Below are 15,960 nucleotides of genomic sequence, written 5' to 3'. Positions count from 1 at the left end.
GCCATGAAACTCTTCGTCGGCCTCGGCAATCCGGGCAGCAAATACGCGGGCAACCGCCACAACATCGGCTTCATGGCCGTGGACCGGATTCGCGAGGATCACGGCTTCGCCCCGTGGCGGTCCAAATTTCAGGGACAGGTGAGCGAGGGCAACCTGGGTGGTGAGAAGGTCATCCTGCTCAAGCCCGAGACGTTCATGAACCTGTCGGGTCAGTCGGTGGGCGAGGCGATGCGCTTTTACAAACTCGACTCGACGGACGTGACGGTGTTCCACGACGAGCTGGACCTGCCGCCGTTCAAGGTGAAGCTGAAGCTGGGCGGGGGCCATGCGGGCCATAACGGGTTGCGCTCGATCCACCAGCATATCAGCCCGCATTATGGCCGCGTCCGGCTGGGCATCGGCCATCCGGGCCACAAGGACCGCGTGTCGCCCTACGTGCTGTCCGACTTCGCCAAGCAGGAAGAAAAGTGGCTCGACGACATGCTGCGCGGCATTTCGGACGGGGCCGAGCACCTTGTGACGGACGACAACGCCAAGTTCACCAATGCCGTCGCGCTGCGCACGGGGGGTGCCAAACCCAAGCCCGAAAAACCCGCCCCGAAACCCGCCCCTGCGAAGGCAAAGGAGCCGCCGGCACCGCAGGAAGACCGTTCACCGCTTCAGAAACTGGTCGACAAGTTCAGATGACTCTCGCCACCGCCTTCCGCGAACAGGCCAAGAGCAACGAAGCTCTCGGCTCGCCGTTCTCCGCCCGTGTCTTGCGCCTTGTCGCCGACCGCATCGCACCGGGAAGTCCGGTGATGGACCGGATGCTCGCATTCGAGGGCGACATCGGCCCCTCGGGCCAATCGGTGCCCCTGCGCCTGCTGGGCGGGTTGCACGCGCTGGTGCTGTCGGGCGAAGACCCGGACCTTGCCGCCTGTTACCCGCCGAACCCGGCGACGGACGACGCGACGCTTGGCGCCGCCCTCGACGCAGCGCTCGCCACCCGGACCGACACGCTGCTCACCTATCTCGCGCTGCCGCCGCAGACGAACGAGGTGCGCCGCTCGGCCGTGATGATCGCCGCCGGTCACTGGCTTGCCGACCGCTATGGCCTGCCCTTCGTGCTGACGGAACTGGGCGCGAGCGCCGGATTGAACCTGATGTGGGATCGCTATGCGCTCGACCTGCCCTGCGGCTATCGCGGGCCTGCCGATCCCGCCGTCACGCTGTCGCCCGACTGGACCGGCCCCTGCCCGCCCGAGGCGAAGATCGAGGTTACGGACCGGCGCGGGATCGACGTGGCCCCGCTCGACGTGCACGACCCGGCGGATGAACGCCGCCTCTTGTCCTACCTCTGGGCCGACCAGCCCGAGCGGATCGAGCGCACGCGGGCGGCGATCGCGGTCTATGACGCGCAGGTGGATCAGAGCGATGCCATGTCGTTCCTGCCGATCCGCGTGGCGATCCGGCGGCCCGGCCACATCCACCTCGTGTTCCACACGATCGCGTGGCAATACTTCCCTCCCGCCACCAAGGCCGCCTGCGAAATCGCGTTCGAAGCGGCGGGCAAGGCCGCGACCCTCGACGCCCCCATCGCGCGGCTGTCGATGGAAGCCGACGGACAGGGGCCGGGCGCGGCCATGACCCTGACCACATGGCCCGGCGGCGAGGTGCACAACCTCGGCCGCGTCGATTTCCACGGGCGTTGGGTGGACTGGCAGGCCCCCTGACGCCATAGTCCGGGCATCGGGAGTGTTATCATGCGCAAACTGGGTTACATCCTCGTCGCCATCGTCGCGATTGCCGCCCTGATCGGCATCACGCGCGGCGAGGAACTCAAACGTCTCATGGCCGTGCAGACGTTGTTCGACGAGGGGCGCATCGTCGAGAATTTCTCGAACATGGACGCGCTGTTCAACACGGTCCCGATGTCGCGCGGCGACGGCCCGGTTTCGCCCTTGCCCGAGGGCGAGGCGATGACGCTGCCCGCCGGGATCGACGACTGGATCGAAACCCGCACCGTGACTGCGATGGTCGTCCTGTCCGGGGGCGAGATCGTCCATGAGGACTATTACCAAGGCACCGCGCCCGAAGATCGGCGCGTGTCATGGTCGGTCGCCAAAAGCTGGCTGTCGGCGCTTCTCGGGATCATGATCGACGAGGGCGTTATCGCCTCCATCGACGATCCGGTCACCGCATATGCCCCATCGCTCGAAGGGACGGCCTATGACGGTGCCACCATCGCGCAGGTGGCGAATATGGCCTCGGGCGTCGCGTTCGACGAGGACTATCTGGACTTCTGGTCCGACATCAACCGCATGGGCCGCGTGATCGCGCTTGGCGGGTCGCTTGACGATTTCACCCGCGACCTGATGGATCGCCGCGCAGAGCCGGGGGCGGAATGGTATTATGTCTCGATGGATACCCATGTGCTTGGCATGGTCATTCGCGGCGCGACGGGGGAACGCATTCCACCGCTTCTCGAAGACCGGATCATCGAGCCGCTCGGGCTGGAAGCCGACCCCTATTACATGGCCGACGGTGACGGAAATGCCTTTGTGCTGGGGGGGCTCAACCTGCGAACCCGCGACTATGCCCGCTTCGGCCAGATGATCGCGCAGGACGGCATGTGGCAGGGGCAGCAGATCGTTCCCGCCGACTGGGTCGAGGCATCGACGGCCCCCACAGCGCCGACCGCGCAAGGAGAGGCGCGCTATGGCCACCAATGGTGGCTGCCCGCCGATCCGCAGCCCGGCGAGGTTTTCGCCATCGGCGTCTATGGTCAATACATTTGGATCGACCGCACCCACGACGTCGTCATCGCGATCAATTCAGCCGACCGGGGCTTTACCGAACCCGGCGTCTTCGAAGACAATATCGAGAGACTGAGACAGATCACCCGGACCGCCCATGAAGCCAGAACCGATTGAACCGATCAACGTCCTTGGCGGGACATTGCTGCTATGCTCGGACGACCCCAAGACGGGATACTTCCGTGACAGCTATTGCAACACCTGCAACGCGGACACCGGCAATCACACGGTCTGCGCGGTCATGACCGCCGAGTTCCTCGCCTATTCGAAATACGTGGGCAACGACCTGTCGACACCCCGGCCCGAGTTCAGCTTTCCCGGCCTCAAGCCCGGCGATCAGTGGTGCCTGTGTGCCGCCCGGTTCCTTCAGGCCCATGACGAGGGGTGCGCGCCCAAGGTCCGGCTGGAAGCGACCCACGGACGCGCGCTCGAAGTCATCCCGCTGAGGGTGCTGGAAGAGCATTCGATCTGAACGACCCGGAAAAAAGTTGCGGCCCTTGATTTGCCCGTGGCTGGCGTCCGGCCCCCGAAGCGAACAGTCACTTCAAGAAAATTCTCTTTGTTTCCAGCACCAACTGAACTGGCACGAGTCCGCCCCGTGAAAAGTTTCAGCCGATAGCCCATTGGAAAAATTAAAGTTTTTTCGCAACCGAGACAGGAACTTTCGGACTTTGAGGCTGTTGTCCGGTCACAGCTTCCAACGGGGGGCGCCCTCATCCGGCCACGACGGTCGATGCGATCCCGGCGACCAACGCATTGGAAGGGGCATCCAAGGGGTGCCACAGCAGATTGGAGAGAGATTATGAACCGCTTTGCTACGATGACTGCAATCGCCCTTCTGGCCGCTACGCCTGCCGCGACCGCTTTCGCACAGGACTCGGCCCAAGCTGAACTCAACCAGGAAGTCTATGCGATGGGCATGGCTGAACTGCGCGGCGACGGCTACAACGTCGACTCGGTGCGTCAGGACGGCGAAGGCTCGCTGACCTTCATGGCCCGCAACAACACCAACGGCCGTATCCTTATCATGAGCGAAGACGGCGAAGTCATGTCGGACACGATGACCGACCTGAGCGCCTCGGCCGCGATCGAAGCCGAAGGTGACGAAGACGGCGGCTCGCTGAGCGCAATGGCCGACTCCGACACCATGATCGGTGTGGAAACCATGTCGGACGATGGCGACGACTCGGGCAGCCTGTCGGCTGGCGTGGGGTCGGACACGAACATCGGCATCGACGCTGAAGGCGACGATGGCGACGGCTCCGCCTCGGTCAACGTCGGCACCGGCCTTGACGTCGGGATCGACGCCGAAGGCGACGACGGCGGCGACTCCGCCTCGGTCGGCCTTGGCGCTGGCGTGGACGCCGGTGTGTCGGTCGAAGGTGAAGGCGACGATGGCGACGGCAGCGCGTCCATCGGCCTCAACACCGGCCTGAACCTTGGCCTGTCGGCTGACAGCGACAGCTAATCCGGGGTCGCACGGTCACACAGCTGACCGACAGACCTGACCTTTGCGAGAGGCGGCACTTCGGTGCCGCCTCTTCTCATTGTGTAAGCGCCACAACTTTCACGCGAAACGATTTGTTGCGTCTCAATTGGGAACTGATCCGGGCCGCCGGCAGTTTGGCCATCATGTAGGTTACGTGTTCAGCCCGATGGTCGGGCGGGTTCGTCCGATCAAGCCTCGGGTTGTCGCGTCCCCATCTGGGTGGGGGTCACCGCAGACCGAAGAGGACCAGACAATGACTTTTACGCAACGTGTTTCCGCAGTAACGATCGCCGCTGCCTGTTCCGCAGCACCGACCATCGCACAGACGGCTTTGAACGACAGCGTCTATCAGATGGGCACCACGCAACTTCGCGCCGAAGGGTATTCGGTCGGCACCGTCCGCCAGGACAGCCTGGGGCGGCTGACGTTTTACGCCTGCGCCGGTGACGACGGGCGGATCCTGATCCTGTCCGAAGACGGCACCGTGGTGTCGGATGAACAGGTCGCCTGCACCGGCGACCTGCGCACCGCCGCCCGCCAGTCTGTCACCACGCCGGTCGGCCCGGATACCGGAAACGGTCGGACGGGAGACGCCGCGTCCGACGATCCGATGACACCGCCGGGTGACGGCGACGACATGGCTGGCGGAGATAACCCCGGCAGCGATGGGCCGGCGACCGACGGCAGCTCCACCGGGGCGGATGTCGCCGCTGGCATCGACGCAGACGTGGGCGTCGGCGTGGGTGGCTCGGACGGCGGCGGAGGCCTTTCGGCAGAGGCCGGAGCCAGCGTCGGCACATCCGGCACGGACGGCTCGTCCGGTCTCGGTCTCGACGCCGATGTCGACGCCGCGGTCGGGTCGTCGGACGGGCAATCGGGCCTCGACGCCGAGGTCGATGCCGACGTCAGCGCCTCGGGCAGCAAGAACGGCGGACTGGGCATCGGCCTTGACGTGTCCTTGGGTCTCGGCTCCTGACGGCAGGGGCGAAATCACATCGGTGGGGACAGGGTGGCGCCAACGCTTGGCGCCACCCTTTTTGTTAAAAAATCAATCATTTGAAAAAAACGCACCGGGGTGAGGAACCAAATGATCGAGTCTCGTGTTGGCAGACCATAGCGCCCGGCGGGCGGTCCTCGACGGACCATGAGGGTCCACGTGAACTGACCGCCAATAGCAGCCGGGGCCCGCGGTTAAACGAGACGCGGGGACAACAGGAGACTGAAGTTATGAAACGCAAGCTGATGACCCTTTCGACCGTCGCCCTCATCGCCGGCACGGCCGCTTTCGCTCAGAACGTGGAATCGGGCCTGAATCAGGAAGTCTATGCCAAGGGCATGGCCGACCTGACCGCCGAAGGCTACGACGTGAACACCGTGCGTCAGGGCCGCGACGGCAATCTGACCTTCATGGCGTCCAGCGACGCTGGTGGCCGCATTCTGATCCTCGACGCCGACGGCATGGTCGTGTCCGACACCATGACGCAGATGGAAATGGGCGTGGACCAGTACGCCGCGACCACCATCTTCACCGACGAAGAGATCGAAGACTCGGATGACACGAACGTCAGCAACCAGACCACCGAGATTCTGCCGGAAGAAGGTTCGATCGATCCCGACATCGACATCGACCTGAACACCCGGACCGAAGCCGGTGGCGGCGCTGAAGCCACCAACGATCTGGAAGAAAGCGCTTCGGCCGACGCCGAGACCGAGTCCGATACGGAAGTGAAGAACTCCACCAACTAAGTGAGGTCTCTCTCACGGATCAGAGGCGGCGCAGTGCGCCGCCTCTTTTCATGAGCGGACTTCGGCGTCGCGCGTCTTGGCCGCGATCTCATGCGGTTCGGGGACGGTCGGTGGCGGGAAGTCCTGCATCACCTGATCGTCCATCAGCGTGTCGATCAGGTCGCTCAACATCTGGGCCCGGCCGCTCACCCCCGCTTTGCGATAGATTGCGTTGGTCTGCGCCTTGACCGTGCCTTCGGACGTGCCCCTGACCGCCGCGATATCGGCCAGGCTCATCCCCTTGATGGCGAACAGCGCCACGTCACGTTCGGCAGGCGTCAGGGCCCAGTCGTCGAACCGTTTGGCCACGAGGTCCAGAAACGCCGCCGACGCCTCGCGCAGGCGCTCTTCCGCCAGCCGATGATGGCGGCGCACCCGCGTCAGCGCCAGAACACCCAGCACGAACCCGAGCAATAGCCCAAGCGCAGCCCCTATTTCGATGAGTTCGCGCATCCGCCACGGGATCGGCGTGCTTCTGAACCCGATGCGGGAGGAAAGAATGTCGGAAATGAAGAACCCGGCGCAGAGCGCCTGAACGACCAGCGCGATCACGATGATGACCCGGTCCTGCGCCAATCGCCTCCGCCCCTGCATCAATCGTCATCCTCACGATCGGAGTCGCGGTCACGGTCGTCGTCGTCATCATCGTCGTCGTAATCGTCGTCGTCATACGAATCTCTGTCGTCGCGATCGTCCCGCCCCGAGCGACCACTTGAGCCCGACGACCCGCTTCGGTCGTCGCGGTCGCCCATGTCGTTCACGCCGGACGGATCGAGGATCTGCGCCTCGGACCGGGACGAGGACTCGGAGCGCACCTGCCAGAAATCGCGAAGGATCTCGCCCGTGTTCGTGTTCACGACGATTTCGCGATGAAACTGGTCAGAGGTGGCGAAAATCCGGGTTCTGCCCAGCAGGGTCGTCGAGACCTGCATCCGGGTGAACCCCTGTTGCGACAGGCTGCGCATCAACGTGTCGAGATCAACGTCGGCGCGGGCGAGCCCGGTGCCCGCCAAAAGCCAAACCGCCACGATCGCGAGATGCCGCAAATCCATTCCTCCCGCCCGCAAGATGGCACGCCCCCACCCGATGCCGCAATCGCGATGGGAGCGTTCCTGTGTCGCAGGCTCAGTCGTCGTCGCGATCTTCGCGATCCCGACCGCCATGGTCACGGTCTTCGCGGTCGCGGTCGCGCCCACCGTGGTCGTCGTCACTGTCATGTTCGCCGTGGTCGTCACGGTCGCGGTCTCGGTCACGGCCGCCGTGATCGTCGTCGCGGTCATGGTCGGGACCGTCGTCGTCATGGGCGAAACCATTGGTCGCGCTGCGCTGGCCGCTGCGGTCCCGATCCCGGTCACGATCACCGAAGCCGAACGTGCCCTGACGGCTGTGCGTTTCTTCTTTCATCAGCACGCCGTTCCCGTCGTAGATCCGTTCCACCGAACCGTTCGGGCCGTGGGCTTCGATCTTGACGCCATTCAGTCGGTTCTTGATTTCGACCCGCGTGAATCCTTCGCCTGCGAGCCCCTTCACGATCTCGTTGATCGTGTCCTGCGGCGCGGCCGTAGCGATACCAGCCGACAGCAATACGGCTGCCGTTACTTTGAAAATGTCGAGTTTCATTATGCGTTCCTTTGCGTTCTCCTCCGGTGCCTGGATCGTGGCACCCGAGGAGAGGCTGCGGCGAACGCATGGGTCAGGCTATGAGCGTCGGGTTTATGACCGGCGTTTTAAACCCGGCGCAGACGGGTCTAAACCTGAGTTTATAGGCCGATCACTAGTCGCTCAGACCCGCCATATCCGTGCCCAGCGCTTTGGCGACCGTGAAAATGTCCTTGTCGCCGCGCCCGCACAGGTTCATGCAGATGATGTGATCCTTGGGCAGATCGCCCGCGATTTTCATCACATGGCCCATCGCGTGAGACGGCTCCAGCGCCGGAATGATGCCTTCGGTCTGGCACAGAAGCTGGAACGCCTCGAGCGCCTCGGTGTCCGTGATCGACACGTATTCGGCGCGACCGATGTCATGCAGCCACGAATGCTCCGGCCCGATGCCCGGATAATCCAGACCCGCCGAGATCGAATGCCCTTCGAGGATCTGACCGTCTTCGTCCTGTAGCAGGTAGGTCCGGTTGCCGTGCAGCACGCCGGGGCGACCGCCGGTCAGCGACGCGCAGTGCTCCATCTTTTCGTTCACGCCCTTGCCGCCGGCTTCGACGCCGATGATGCGCACGGATTTGTCGTCGAGGAACGGATAGAACAGGCCCATCGCGTTGGACCCGCCGCCGATGGCCGCGATGATGGTGTCGGGAAGGCGCCCTTCCGCCTCCATCATCTGTTCCTTGGCTTCCTTGCCGATGATCGCCTGAAAATCGCGGACCATCGCCGGATAGGGGTGCGGGCCGGCCACCGTGCCGATGCAGTAGAACGTGTCGCGCACGTTGGTCACCCAGTCGCGCAGCGCGTCGTTCATCGCGTCCTTCAGCGTGCCGCGACCGGAGGTCACCGGAACGACCTCGGCCCCCAACAGCTTCATGCGGAACACGTTGGGCGCCTGACGCTCGACATCATGCGCGCCCATGTAGACGATGCATTTCAGCCCGAATTTGGCGCAGACGGTCGCCGTCGCCACGCCGTGCTGGCCCGCGCCGGTTTCGGCGATGATCCGGGTCTTGCCCATGCGGCGGGCGAGGATGATCTGCCCCAGCACGTTGTTGATCTTGTGCGCGCCGGTGTGGTTCAGCTCATCCCGCTTGAGATAGATCTTCGCACCGCCAAGCTCTTCGGTCAGACGCTCAGCAAAATAAAGCGGCGACGGGCGGCCGACATAGTGCTTCCACAGGAATTCCATTTCGTCCCAGAAGCTCTGGTCGGTCTTGGCATGTTCATACTGCGCTTCGAGTTCGAGGATCAGCGGCATGAGCGTCTCGGACACGAAACGCCCGCCGAAATCGCCGAACCGGCCCTTCTCGTCAGGGCCGTTCATGAAGGAATTGAAGAGATCGTCAGCCATATCGCGCTCCCGGGCAGTCTTGCCCGTTCCTAGAATAGGCATCGGGCAAGAGCAAGCACGGCAGCGTGGCAATCAGTGGGCCGTGACCCCGGCGCGGGGGGCGGCCAGCCGCACGGGCTGGGCATTGCAGAAGACGATCAGGTTGTCGCCGTTTTCGACGGCCTGAAACCCGCGCGCGCGCACTTCGCCCAGAAAACGGTCGCGCCCGACGATCCGGTCGATGTCGCTGATCCGGCGCTTGATGACGCCGCCGGAGGTCGCGGTGTTGGAGGTGAAAGCTGCGGACAGCCAGTGGTCGGGGCTCTGAGGCGGGATGAGATGTGTCATGGGTTAACCATGGCCGAGTCGCGGTGAATCCCCGGTTAACGTGAGATCAGATCCTTCTTGAATCCCGCGTGCGTCGCCTTGAACCCCAGCCGTTCATAGAACCGATGCGCGTCACCGCGCGAGGCGTTCGATGTGAACTGCATGAGCGTGGCATCCGCCGCCCGCGCCCGGTCCTCGGCATCCCGCATCATGGCCGCGCCGATCCCCTGCCCGCGCAGATCCGCGCGCACACGCACCGATTCAACCTGTGCGCGGATCGGCGTGGATGGCGATACGAGGTGGAGGATCGTCAGGTGATAGCAGGCCACGACCTCGCCCGCGCGCCACCCCACGACCAACTGGGTCGTGCCGTCGGCGATCATGGCGAGGTACATCTGGACCGGATCGTCGTCCCGCACCGGCTGCGCGCCCGGCGCACGATCCTCCATGAGCAGGGCCATCACCGCGGGCACATCGTCGGCGCGCGCGGCGCGGAAAGTCACGGTCACCCGACCGCCCCCAGAAAGTCGCGGACGAGCCCTTCGTCCTTCACGCCCGGCGCGCTTTCCACGCCCGACGAGACATCGACCTGCCGTGCACCCGTAAGCTTCGCCGCCAGAGCCACGTTTCTGGGGGTCAGGCCGCCGGCCAACATCCACGGCACCGTCCAGTGCCGCCCCTGCAAAAGCCGCCAGTCGAACGCCAGACCGTTGCCGCCGGGAAGCTCCGCCTCTTTCGGGGGCTTGGTATCGACGAGGATCTGGTCGGCGACGCCGATATAATCGTCGATGCGCGTAAGATCGGCGGCATCCGCGATCCCGACCGCCTTCATCACCGGCAGGCCATAGCGCGCGCGCACCTCGGCCACCCGTTCCGGCGTTTCGGAGCCATGGAGTTGCAGCATGTCGAGCGGCACCCGCGACGTGATCTCGTCAAGCAGCGCGTTGTCCGCGTTCACCACCAGCGCGACCTTGGCGATGCCCGGCGGCACCTCGGCAGCCAGCTCCGCGGCCAGATCGACCGAGATGTTGCGCGGGGATTTCGGGAAGAACACGAAGCCGACATAACGCGCACCGGCGTCGGCGGCGGCGGCCACCGCCTCCACGCTCGTCAGCCCGCAGATTTTCACTCGGATGTCGGTCATGGGCGTGTGCTTACCGCCCATCCTCCAGAAGCGCCAGAACATCGTCCTTCGGCCCGGCCTTCTCGCGCTTGAGACTTTGCACCTCGCCCGCCAGCTTGACGGCGGCCGATTTGGCCCGGCGCCCTTCGGCGCGCTGGTTGTGTTCCCGGAACCATTCCCAGACGAACCCGATCATCACGCCCGCGATGATGGCGAGGAAGATGACGATGAAAAGCGGCAGATTGATGGTCCAGCTCCAGCCCAGAAAACCGGCCATTTCTTCCGGCAGCAGACGAAGTTCGACGATGTTGCGATTGGCGAGCGCCACGGTGATAAGCACCACGGCCAGCGCGCCCAGAAACGCGTAGCGAATGTAACGCATGGGAAAGGGCCTTTCAGTTCCCGTTCAGTCGGTCGCGCAGCAGCTTGCCGGTCTTGAAGAAAGGCACGTGCTTCTCTTCGACATCAACCGATTCACCCGTGCGCGGGTTCCGCCCTACTCTGGCATCCCGTTGCTTGACGGAAAAGGCGCCGAAACCGCGCAACTCGACCCGGTCGCCGCGCGCCATCGCTTCGATGATTTCTTCGAAGATGGTGTTCACGATGCGCTCGACATCGCGCTGGTAGAGATGCGGATTTTCGTCCGCGATCTTCTGAATGAGCTCCGAACGGATCATCCCGTCTTCCCCCCGAAGGACTGACCGGCGTTTGTTGGCAGCACGCCGCTTACCCCCTGACTATAGGGGGAAAGATTTCGTCGCGAAACAGCCGAGGCTTGGGCCGCGCGCCGAATTTGGCGGCAAAGTGCCGATTTTTTCATGGAAATCCCGACCGTTAGGTGGTGCGCCCGGCGAAACCGCCCGCCACGACCCCGCGAACCGCATGGTTAGCGCCTTATGATTCGGGGGCCGGATCAGTCGCCCTCGGGCGGGTCGGTCAGGGCGAGGACGAGCGTGGCACCGACCGCCCACACCGACACCGACAGCGCGATCGCCATACCGAGCGAGTAGATGCCGCCGAACAATCCCAAAAGAAACGCGGCCAGACCCAATGCGCCGACGACGCCCATCCATTCCTTGCGTTTCTGTCTCATACGCCCCTCCTGAACCAAGTGTATCGCGGTCGGCGCGCCATGTCGCCGCGACAAAAGAAAACGGCCCCGGAACGCTCCGGGGCCGTCTCAATTCTCATCGCTTTACGCGAAAGGCTTATTCGTCGCCTTTGTTCAGCGCGGCGCCGAGGATGTCGCCGAGCGAAGCACCGGAGTCGGACGAACCGAACTGCTCCACGGCCTCTTTCTCTTCGGCGATCTCGCGGGCCTTGATCGACAGACCGAGGCGGCGCGACTTGGCGTCCACGTTGGTCACACGCACGTCGACGTGGTCACCGACCTGGAAACGCTCGGGGCGCTGCTCGGCACGGTCACGCGACAGGTCGGAGCGGCGGATGAAGGACTTCATGCCTTCGTATTCCACTTCGATCCCGCCATCTTCGATCGCGGTCACGGTCACGGTGATGATCTGGCCGCGCTTCACGCCGCCAACGGCTTCGGCAAACGGGTCGCCGTCGAGCGCCTTGATCGAGAGCGAGATACGCTCTTTGTCCGTGTCCACCTCGGTGACGACGGCTTTGACGACGTCGCCCTTGTGGAACTGCTGAATGGCGTCTTCGCCACGCTGGTCCCACGAGATGTCCGACAGGTGCACCATGCCGTCGATGTCGTTGTCGAGGCCGATGAACAGACCGAATTCGGTGATGTTCTTGACTTCGCCTTCGACCTGCGTGCCCTCGGGGTGCGTCTCGGCAAAGACTTCCCACGGGTTGCGCATGGTCTGCTTGAGGCCGAGCGAAACGCGACGTTTGGCTTGGTCGATCTCAAGAACCATGACCTCGACCTCTTGCGAAGTCGACACGATCTTGCCCGGATGGACGTTCTTCTTGGTCCAGGACATTTCCGAAACGTGGACGAGGCCTTCCACACCCGGCTCCAGCTCGACGAACGCACCGTAGTCGGTGATGTTCGTAACGCGGCCCTTGTGGACCGACTCGAGCGGGTACTTGGCAGCGACCAGATCCCACGGATCTTCCTGAAGCTGCTTCATGCCGAGCGAGATGCGGTGCGTCTCTTTGTTGATCTTGATGACCTGAACGTTGATCGTCTCGCCGATCGAGAGGATCTCGGACGGGTGGTTCACACGGCGCCATGCCATGTCGGTCACGTGGAGCAGGCCATCGACGCCGCCCAAGTCGACGAACGCGCCGTACTCGGTGATGTTCTTGACCACGCCCTCGACCGTCTGGCCTTCGGACAGGTTGCCGATGACTTCGGCACGCTGCTCGGCACGCGATTCTTCAAGGATGGCACGGCGCGACACGACGATGTTGCCACGGCGGCGGTCCATCTTGAGGATCTGGAACGGCTGCTTGAGACCCATGAGCGGGCCGGCGTCGCGCACGGGGCGCACATCGACCTGCGAACCGGGCAGGAACGCAACGGCACCGCCGAGATCGACGGTGAAGCCGCCTTTGACGCGACCGAAGATCGCGCCTTCGACACGAGCGTCGTCGGCATAGGCCTTTTCCAGACGGTCCCAGGCTTCTTCGCGGCGGGCCATCTCGCGCGAGATGACGGCTTCGCCACGGGCGTTTTCAGCCGCGCGCAGGTAAACCTCGACTTCGTCGCCGACCGTGATGTCGGGCGCTTCGCCGGGGTTTGCGAATTCTTTAAGATCGACACGGCCTTCCATCTTGTAGCCGACGTCGATGATGGCTTGGCCGGCTTCGACAGCGATGACCTTGCCTTTGACAACCGTACCTTCGTCCGGCGTGTCCATTTCGAGGGATTCGTTAAGGAGGGCCTCGAATTCCTCCATAGATGCATTGGCGCTCATAAGCGTTTCAGTTCCTTTACAGTTCTATTCGGGCCAGACGGTTGTCTCCGCCGGTCTTTCATGGGTTTCCAGACGGGCTTACGCAAAACAAAGAGGGCCGGTTGCCCGACCCTGCTCGCTCTCTGGCATGCGGCTTAACGCCTGTCTGGGCGCGCGTATACGGCTCTCGGCCCCATAACGCAAGGGCAAAGCACCTTGACAGGACGGGGAGCGGCAGTGCTTCGATGGCGCGTTCGATCAGGAGTTTTTCATGTCGCAGAAGACCATGACACGTCTCGGCTGGGTGTTGTCCGGCCTCTACATCCTCTTCATCCTCGGCGCGTCGGTCTATCCGAAACTGTCCGGGATGCCGATTGCCGACGAAACGATGGTGTCGCTCGGGTGGGAGCACAGTCCGGTTCTGATGATCGGCATCCTCGAACTGATCTGCGTGCTGCTCTATGCCGTGCCGGCGACGGCGGTGCTTGGCGCGGTGCTGTCGATGGCGATCCTCGGCGGTGCGATGACGATGCAGGTCTTCGCCGACATGCCGCTTTTGTCGAACAAGCTCTTCTCCATCTACCTCGGCCTTTTCATGTGGGGCGGATTGTGGCTTCGCTCGCCCCGGCTGCGTGGCCTGTTCCCGCTGGCGCGGTCGCTTTGACCGGCGCGTGAAAGCGGCGGGCGGCCCCGCGCGGCACCTTTCCTTGGGGTCTCGATGTCGGGCAGACTGCGCCGGGAAGGGAAGACCATGACCGACACGTTGCACCAGCACCTCGTCACCGCCGAAGCGGCCCTGAACGCGGGCCGGTTCGACGAAATGCACGCGGCGCTCGACAAGGTGTTCGCGGCCGATCCCGGCAGCCTCGCCGGTCTGTGGATCTACACTTACGGCACGCCCTATACCCCCGGCGACAAGATGCTGGCCCGGATCGAAGGCTTCGCGAGGCAAAAGGCGCTGTCGGCCCCGCTGCGCGCGCAACTCCTGTTCATGTTGGGCAAGGCCTATGACGATCTCGGCAAGCCCCAGCGAGCCTTCGATGCCGTGGTCGCGGCCAATCGCCTGAAAGGCGTCCGATACGACAACGGCGCGATGGCGGCGCTTGCCCGCGACACGCTTGCCGCCGTGCGCGCCGCCCCCGACCTGCGGCTGGATGCGAGGCCGCCCCGGATGGTCTTCGTCCTTGGAATGCCGCGCTCCGGCACCTCGCTCATCAGTCAGATGCTTGCCGCACACCGCGAAATCACGAACCTTGGCGAACGGATCGCGCTTGGACCTGCGCTCATGCGCGACGGCACGGGCCGCAACCCGCACATCGCCTTTCTCGACGGGCTGGACGCCGACCGGCTCGAGGCCGCCCGCACCGCTTATCTGCAAGGCGTCCCGAACACGGGCATCTTCGTCGACAAGATGCCCGAAAACTACTATTTCGCCTGGGCGATCCCGATGCTGTTTCCCGACGCCCAGATCATCCACATGCGCCGCGACAAACAGGCGACCTGCTGGTCCTGCTTCAAGAACGACTTCCGCGACGGCCACCGCTACAGCTACGACTGGGGCGATCTGAGCGCGCAATACGACCGGCACCTCGACTTCTGCGCGCTCGGCGCGGCGCGCGCGGGGTCCGCGTGGCATGACATCCACCTCGACACCCTCACAGCCGCGCCGCGCGCCACCCTGACCCCCGTTCTGACGGCGCTCGGCCTCGACTGGACCGACGCCTGCGCCGCGCCCGAGAAATCCGGGGGCGACATGCCGACACTGTCCAAATGGCAGGTGCGTCAGGGGATCGACCCGGCCATGGCGCGGGGTTGGCAGGCCTATAAGCCGCTCATCGAGGCCCGGTTCGGCGCATGATCTCGCATCCCCACCGCACGATCTTCGTCCATATCCCGAAATGCGGCGGTCAAAGCGTCGAACAGGCGTTCCTCGACGATCTGGGCCTTGATTGGGGCCAGCGCGCGCCGCTGATGCTGGGGCGCAATCCGTCGAAAGCCGTGGGTCCACCCCGGCTCGCCCATCTGTCGGCAGCGCAGTACACCCGGCACCACTTCGTCACGGACAAGATGTGGGACGACTACTTCACCTTCACCGTGGTCCGCGACCCTGTCGCGCGCGCGGTGTCGCTGTTCAACCATCTGCGCCCGGTCGAGACTCTGAGGGCGTTCGTCCACGACTGGCTGCCCGCGCAATTCACCCGCGCGCCTGATGACCGCAGCGCCAAGTTTCACTTCGTGCGTCCGCAGGTCGATTTCTTGGCGGGCGACGGCGGCACGCTCCTGCCAGACCGGGTATTCCATCTCGAAACCCTTGGTCGTGACTGGCCCGCACTCCAGAATACGGCAAACCTCGGGGCCCCGCTCCCCCATAGAAATCGGAGCGTGGATGGCGCAACGCGCCGCGACCTTGCAGACAAAGACCTGGACCAGATCGTCGTGCTCTATGCGAAAGACTTCGAAGCATTCGGCTACACACAAGACGCAGGCCAACCGAAGCGCCGCCTCTTCCCGAGTTTCGGCAAAGGGGCCTGACGGTCCACCTTCTCTGGTCCACAAATACCTCGGAGGGGGGGCTGGGG

The 15,960-nt window shown here is 64.1% G+C and carries 20 protein-coding genes; 10 read left to right on the top strand and 10 right to left on the bottom strand.

Going from position 1 to position 15,960, the window contains the following annotated elements; translation table 11 throughout:
• The first annotated feature begins 3 nt into the window (after nucleotides 1-3).
• The 7 genes from pth (at nucleotide 4) to RB2654_RS17405 (ending at nucleotide 6,033) form a co-directional block, all read left to right on the top strand.
• The gene (pth, locus tag RB2654_RS17435) at nucleotides 4-687 is read left to right on the top strand and encodes an aminoacyl-tRNA hydrolase (RefSeq protein WP_008334284.1); all 684 of its coding nucleotides are present in this window, start codon (nucleotides 4-6) and stop codon (nucleotides 685-687) included.
• Complete coding sequence (locus RB2654_RS17430; RefSeq protein WP_008334283.1) at nucleotides 684-1,715, top strand: DUF2332 domain-containing protein; 1,032 nt, start codon at nucleotides 684-686, stop codon at nucleotides 1,713-1,715. The genes pth and RB2654_RS17430 overlap by 4 nt, the downstream gene beginning before the upstream one ends.
• Nucleotides 1,716-1,745: 30 nt before the next feature.
• Nucleotides 1,746-2,915, top strand: coding sequence for a serine hydrolase domain-containing protein (locus tag RB2654_RS17425; RefSeq protein ID WP_008334282.1), 1,170 nt, complete (start codon nucleotides 1,746-1,748; stop codon nucleotides 2,913-2,915).
• Nucleotides 2,896-3,270 (top strand): DUF2237 family protein, encoded by a 375-nt coding sequence (locus RB2654_RS17420; protein ID WP_008334280.1) that lies wholly within the window; start codon nucleotides 2,896-2,898, stop codon nucleotides 3,268-3,270. The genes RB2654_RS17425 and RB2654_RS17420 overlap by 20 nt, the downstream gene beginning before the upstream one ends.
• A gap of 330 nt (nucleotides 3,271-3,600) precedes the next feature.
• Nucleotides 3,601-4,266 (top strand): hypothetical protein, encoded by a 666-nt coding sequence (locus RB2654_RS17415; RefSeq protein WP_040885191.1) that lies wholly within the window; start codon nucleotides 3,601-3,603, stop codon nucleotides 4,264-4,266.
• Nucleotides 4,267-4,540: 274 nt separating this feature from the next.
• Nucleotides 4,541-5,263: a hypothetical protein gene (locus RB2654_RS23230; RefSeq protein ID WP_148912564.1), complete on the top strand. Its 723-nt coding sequence runs from the start codon at nucleotides 4,541-4,543 to the stop codon at nucleotides 5,261-5,263.
• A 251-nt stretch (nucleotides 5,264-5,514) separates the two neighbouring features.
• Complete coding sequence (locus RB2654_RS17405; RefSeq protein WP_008334277.1) at nucleotides 5,515-6,033, top strand: hypothetical protein; 519 nt, start codon at nucleotides 5,515-5,517, stop codon at nucleotides 6,031-6,033.
• A gap of 48 nt (nucleotides 6,034-6,081) precedes the next feature.
• Here the strand turns inward: RB2654_RS17405 and RB2654_RS17400 are convergent, their stop codons facing one another.
• From RB2654_RS17400 to rpsA, 10 genes are all read right to left on the bottom strand, one after another.
• Nucleotides 6,082-6,666 carry a helix-turn-helix transcriptional regulator gene (locus RB2654_RS17400; RefSeq protein ID WP_148912565.1) on the bottom strand — a complete coding sequence of 195 codons (585 nt, stop codon included), beginning with the start codon at nucleotides 6,664-6,666 and terminating at the stop codon, nucleotides 6,082-6,084.
• Nucleotides 6,666-7,352, bottom strand: coding sequence for a hypothetical protein (locus RB2654_RS23930; protein ID WP_246146579.1), 687 nt, complete (start codon nucleotides 7,350-7,352; stop codon nucleotides 6,666-6,668). The genes RB2654_RS17400 and RB2654_RS23930 overlap by 1 nt, the downstream gene beginning before the upstream one ends.
• Nucleotides 7,353-7,846: 494 nt before the next feature.
• Nucleotides 7,847-9,082 (bottom strand): tryptophan synthase subunit beta, encoded by a 1,236-nt coding sequence (gene trpB, locus RB2654_RS17385; protein WP_008334273.1) that lies wholly within the window; start codon nucleotides 9,080-9,082, stop codon nucleotides 7,847-7,849.
• A 72-nt stretch (nucleotides 9,083-9,154) separates the two neighbouring features.
• Complete coding sequence (locus RB2654_RS17380) at nucleotides 9,155-9,409, bottom strand: hypothetical protein (protein ID WP_008334272.1); 255 nt, start codon at nucleotides 9,407-9,409, stop codon at nucleotides 9,155-9,157.
• Nucleotides 9,410-9,444: 35 nt separating this feature from the next.
• A complete protein-coding gene (locus RB2654_RS17375) occupies nucleotides 9,445-9,897 on the bottom strand; it encodes a GNAT family N-acetyltransferase (protein WP_008334271.1) in 453 nt (150 codons plus the stop codon).
• Entirely contained in the window at nucleotides 9,894-10,532 is a 639-nt protein-coding gene (locus tag RB2654_RS17370; RefSeq protein WP_008334270.1) for a phosphoribosylanthranilate isomerase, read from the bottom strand. The genes RB2654_RS17375 and RB2654_RS17370 overlap by 4 nt, the downstream gene beginning before the upstream one ends.
• A gap of 10 nt (nucleotides 10,533-10,542) precedes the next feature.
• Entirely contained in the window at nucleotides 10,543-10,893 is a 351-nt protein-coding gene (locus RB2654_RS17365) for a lipopolysaccharide assembly protein LapA domain-containing protein (RefSeq protein ID WP_008334269.1), read from the bottom strand.
• A 13-nt stretch (nucleotides 10,894-10,906) separates the two neighbouring features.
• Nucleotides 10,907-11,188, bottom strand: coding sequence for an integration host factor subunit beta (gene ihfB / locus RB2654_RS17360; protein ID WP_008334268.1), 282 nt, complete (start codon nucleotides 11,186-11,188; stop codon nucleotides 10,907-10,909).
• A gap of 236 nt (nucleotides 11,189-11,424) precedes the next feature.
• Nucleotides 11,425-11,604 carry a hypothetical protein gene (locus tag RB2654_RS17355; protein WP_040885186.1) on the bottom strand — a complete coding sequence of 60 codons (180 nt, stop codon included), beginning with the start codon at nucleotides 11,602-11,604 and terminating at the stop codon, nucleotides 11,425-11,427.
• Between the two features lie 115 nt (nucleotides 11,605-11,719).
• Nucleotides 11,720-13,402: a 30S ribosomal protein S1 gene (gene rpsA, locus RB2654_RS17350; protein WP_040885185.1), complete on the bottom strand. Its 1,683-nt coding sequence runs from the start codon at nucleotides 13,400-13,402 to the stop codon at nucleotides 11,720-11,722.
• Between the two features lie 250 nt (nucleotides 13,403-13,652).
• Here rpsA and RB2654_RS17345 point away from each other — a divergent pair, with 250 nt between their 5' ends.
• From RB2654_RS17345 to RB2654_RS22570, 3 genes are all read left to right on the top strand, one after another.
• Entirely contained in the window at nucleotides 13,653-14,045 is a 393-nt protein-coding gene (locus tag RB2654_RS17345) for a DoxX family protein (protein WP_008334265.1), read from the top strand.
• Nucleotides 14,046-14,132: 87 nt separating this feature from the next.
• Nucleotides 14,133-15,239 carry a sulfotransferase family protein gene (locus RB2654_RS17340; RefSeq protein ID WP_040885183.1) on the top strand — a complete coding sequence of 369 codons (1,107 nt, stop codon included), beginning with the start codon at nucleotides 14,133-14,135 and terminating at the stop codon, nucleotides 15,237-15,239.
• On the top strand, nucleotides 15,236-15,913 hold the full coding sequence (locus RB2654_RS22570; protein WP_008334263.1) for a sulfotransferase family 2 domain-containing protein: 678 nt from the start codon (nucleotides 15,236-15,238) through the stop codon (nucleotides 15,911-15,913). Before RB2654_RS17340 ends, RB2654_RS22570 begins: the two co-directional genes overlap by 4 nt.
• The last annotated feature ends 47 nt before the right edge of the window (nucleotides 15,914-15,960 follow it).

Origin of the sequence: Maritimibacter alkaliphilus HTCC2654 (assembly GCF_000152805.1) — a bacterium.
Classification (GTDB): Bacteria; Pseudomonadota; Alphaproteobacteria; order Rhodobacterales; family Rhodobacteraceae; genus Maritimibacter; species Maritimibacter alkaliphilus.
This window is presented reverse-complemented; position numbering and strand designations above follow the sequence as displayed.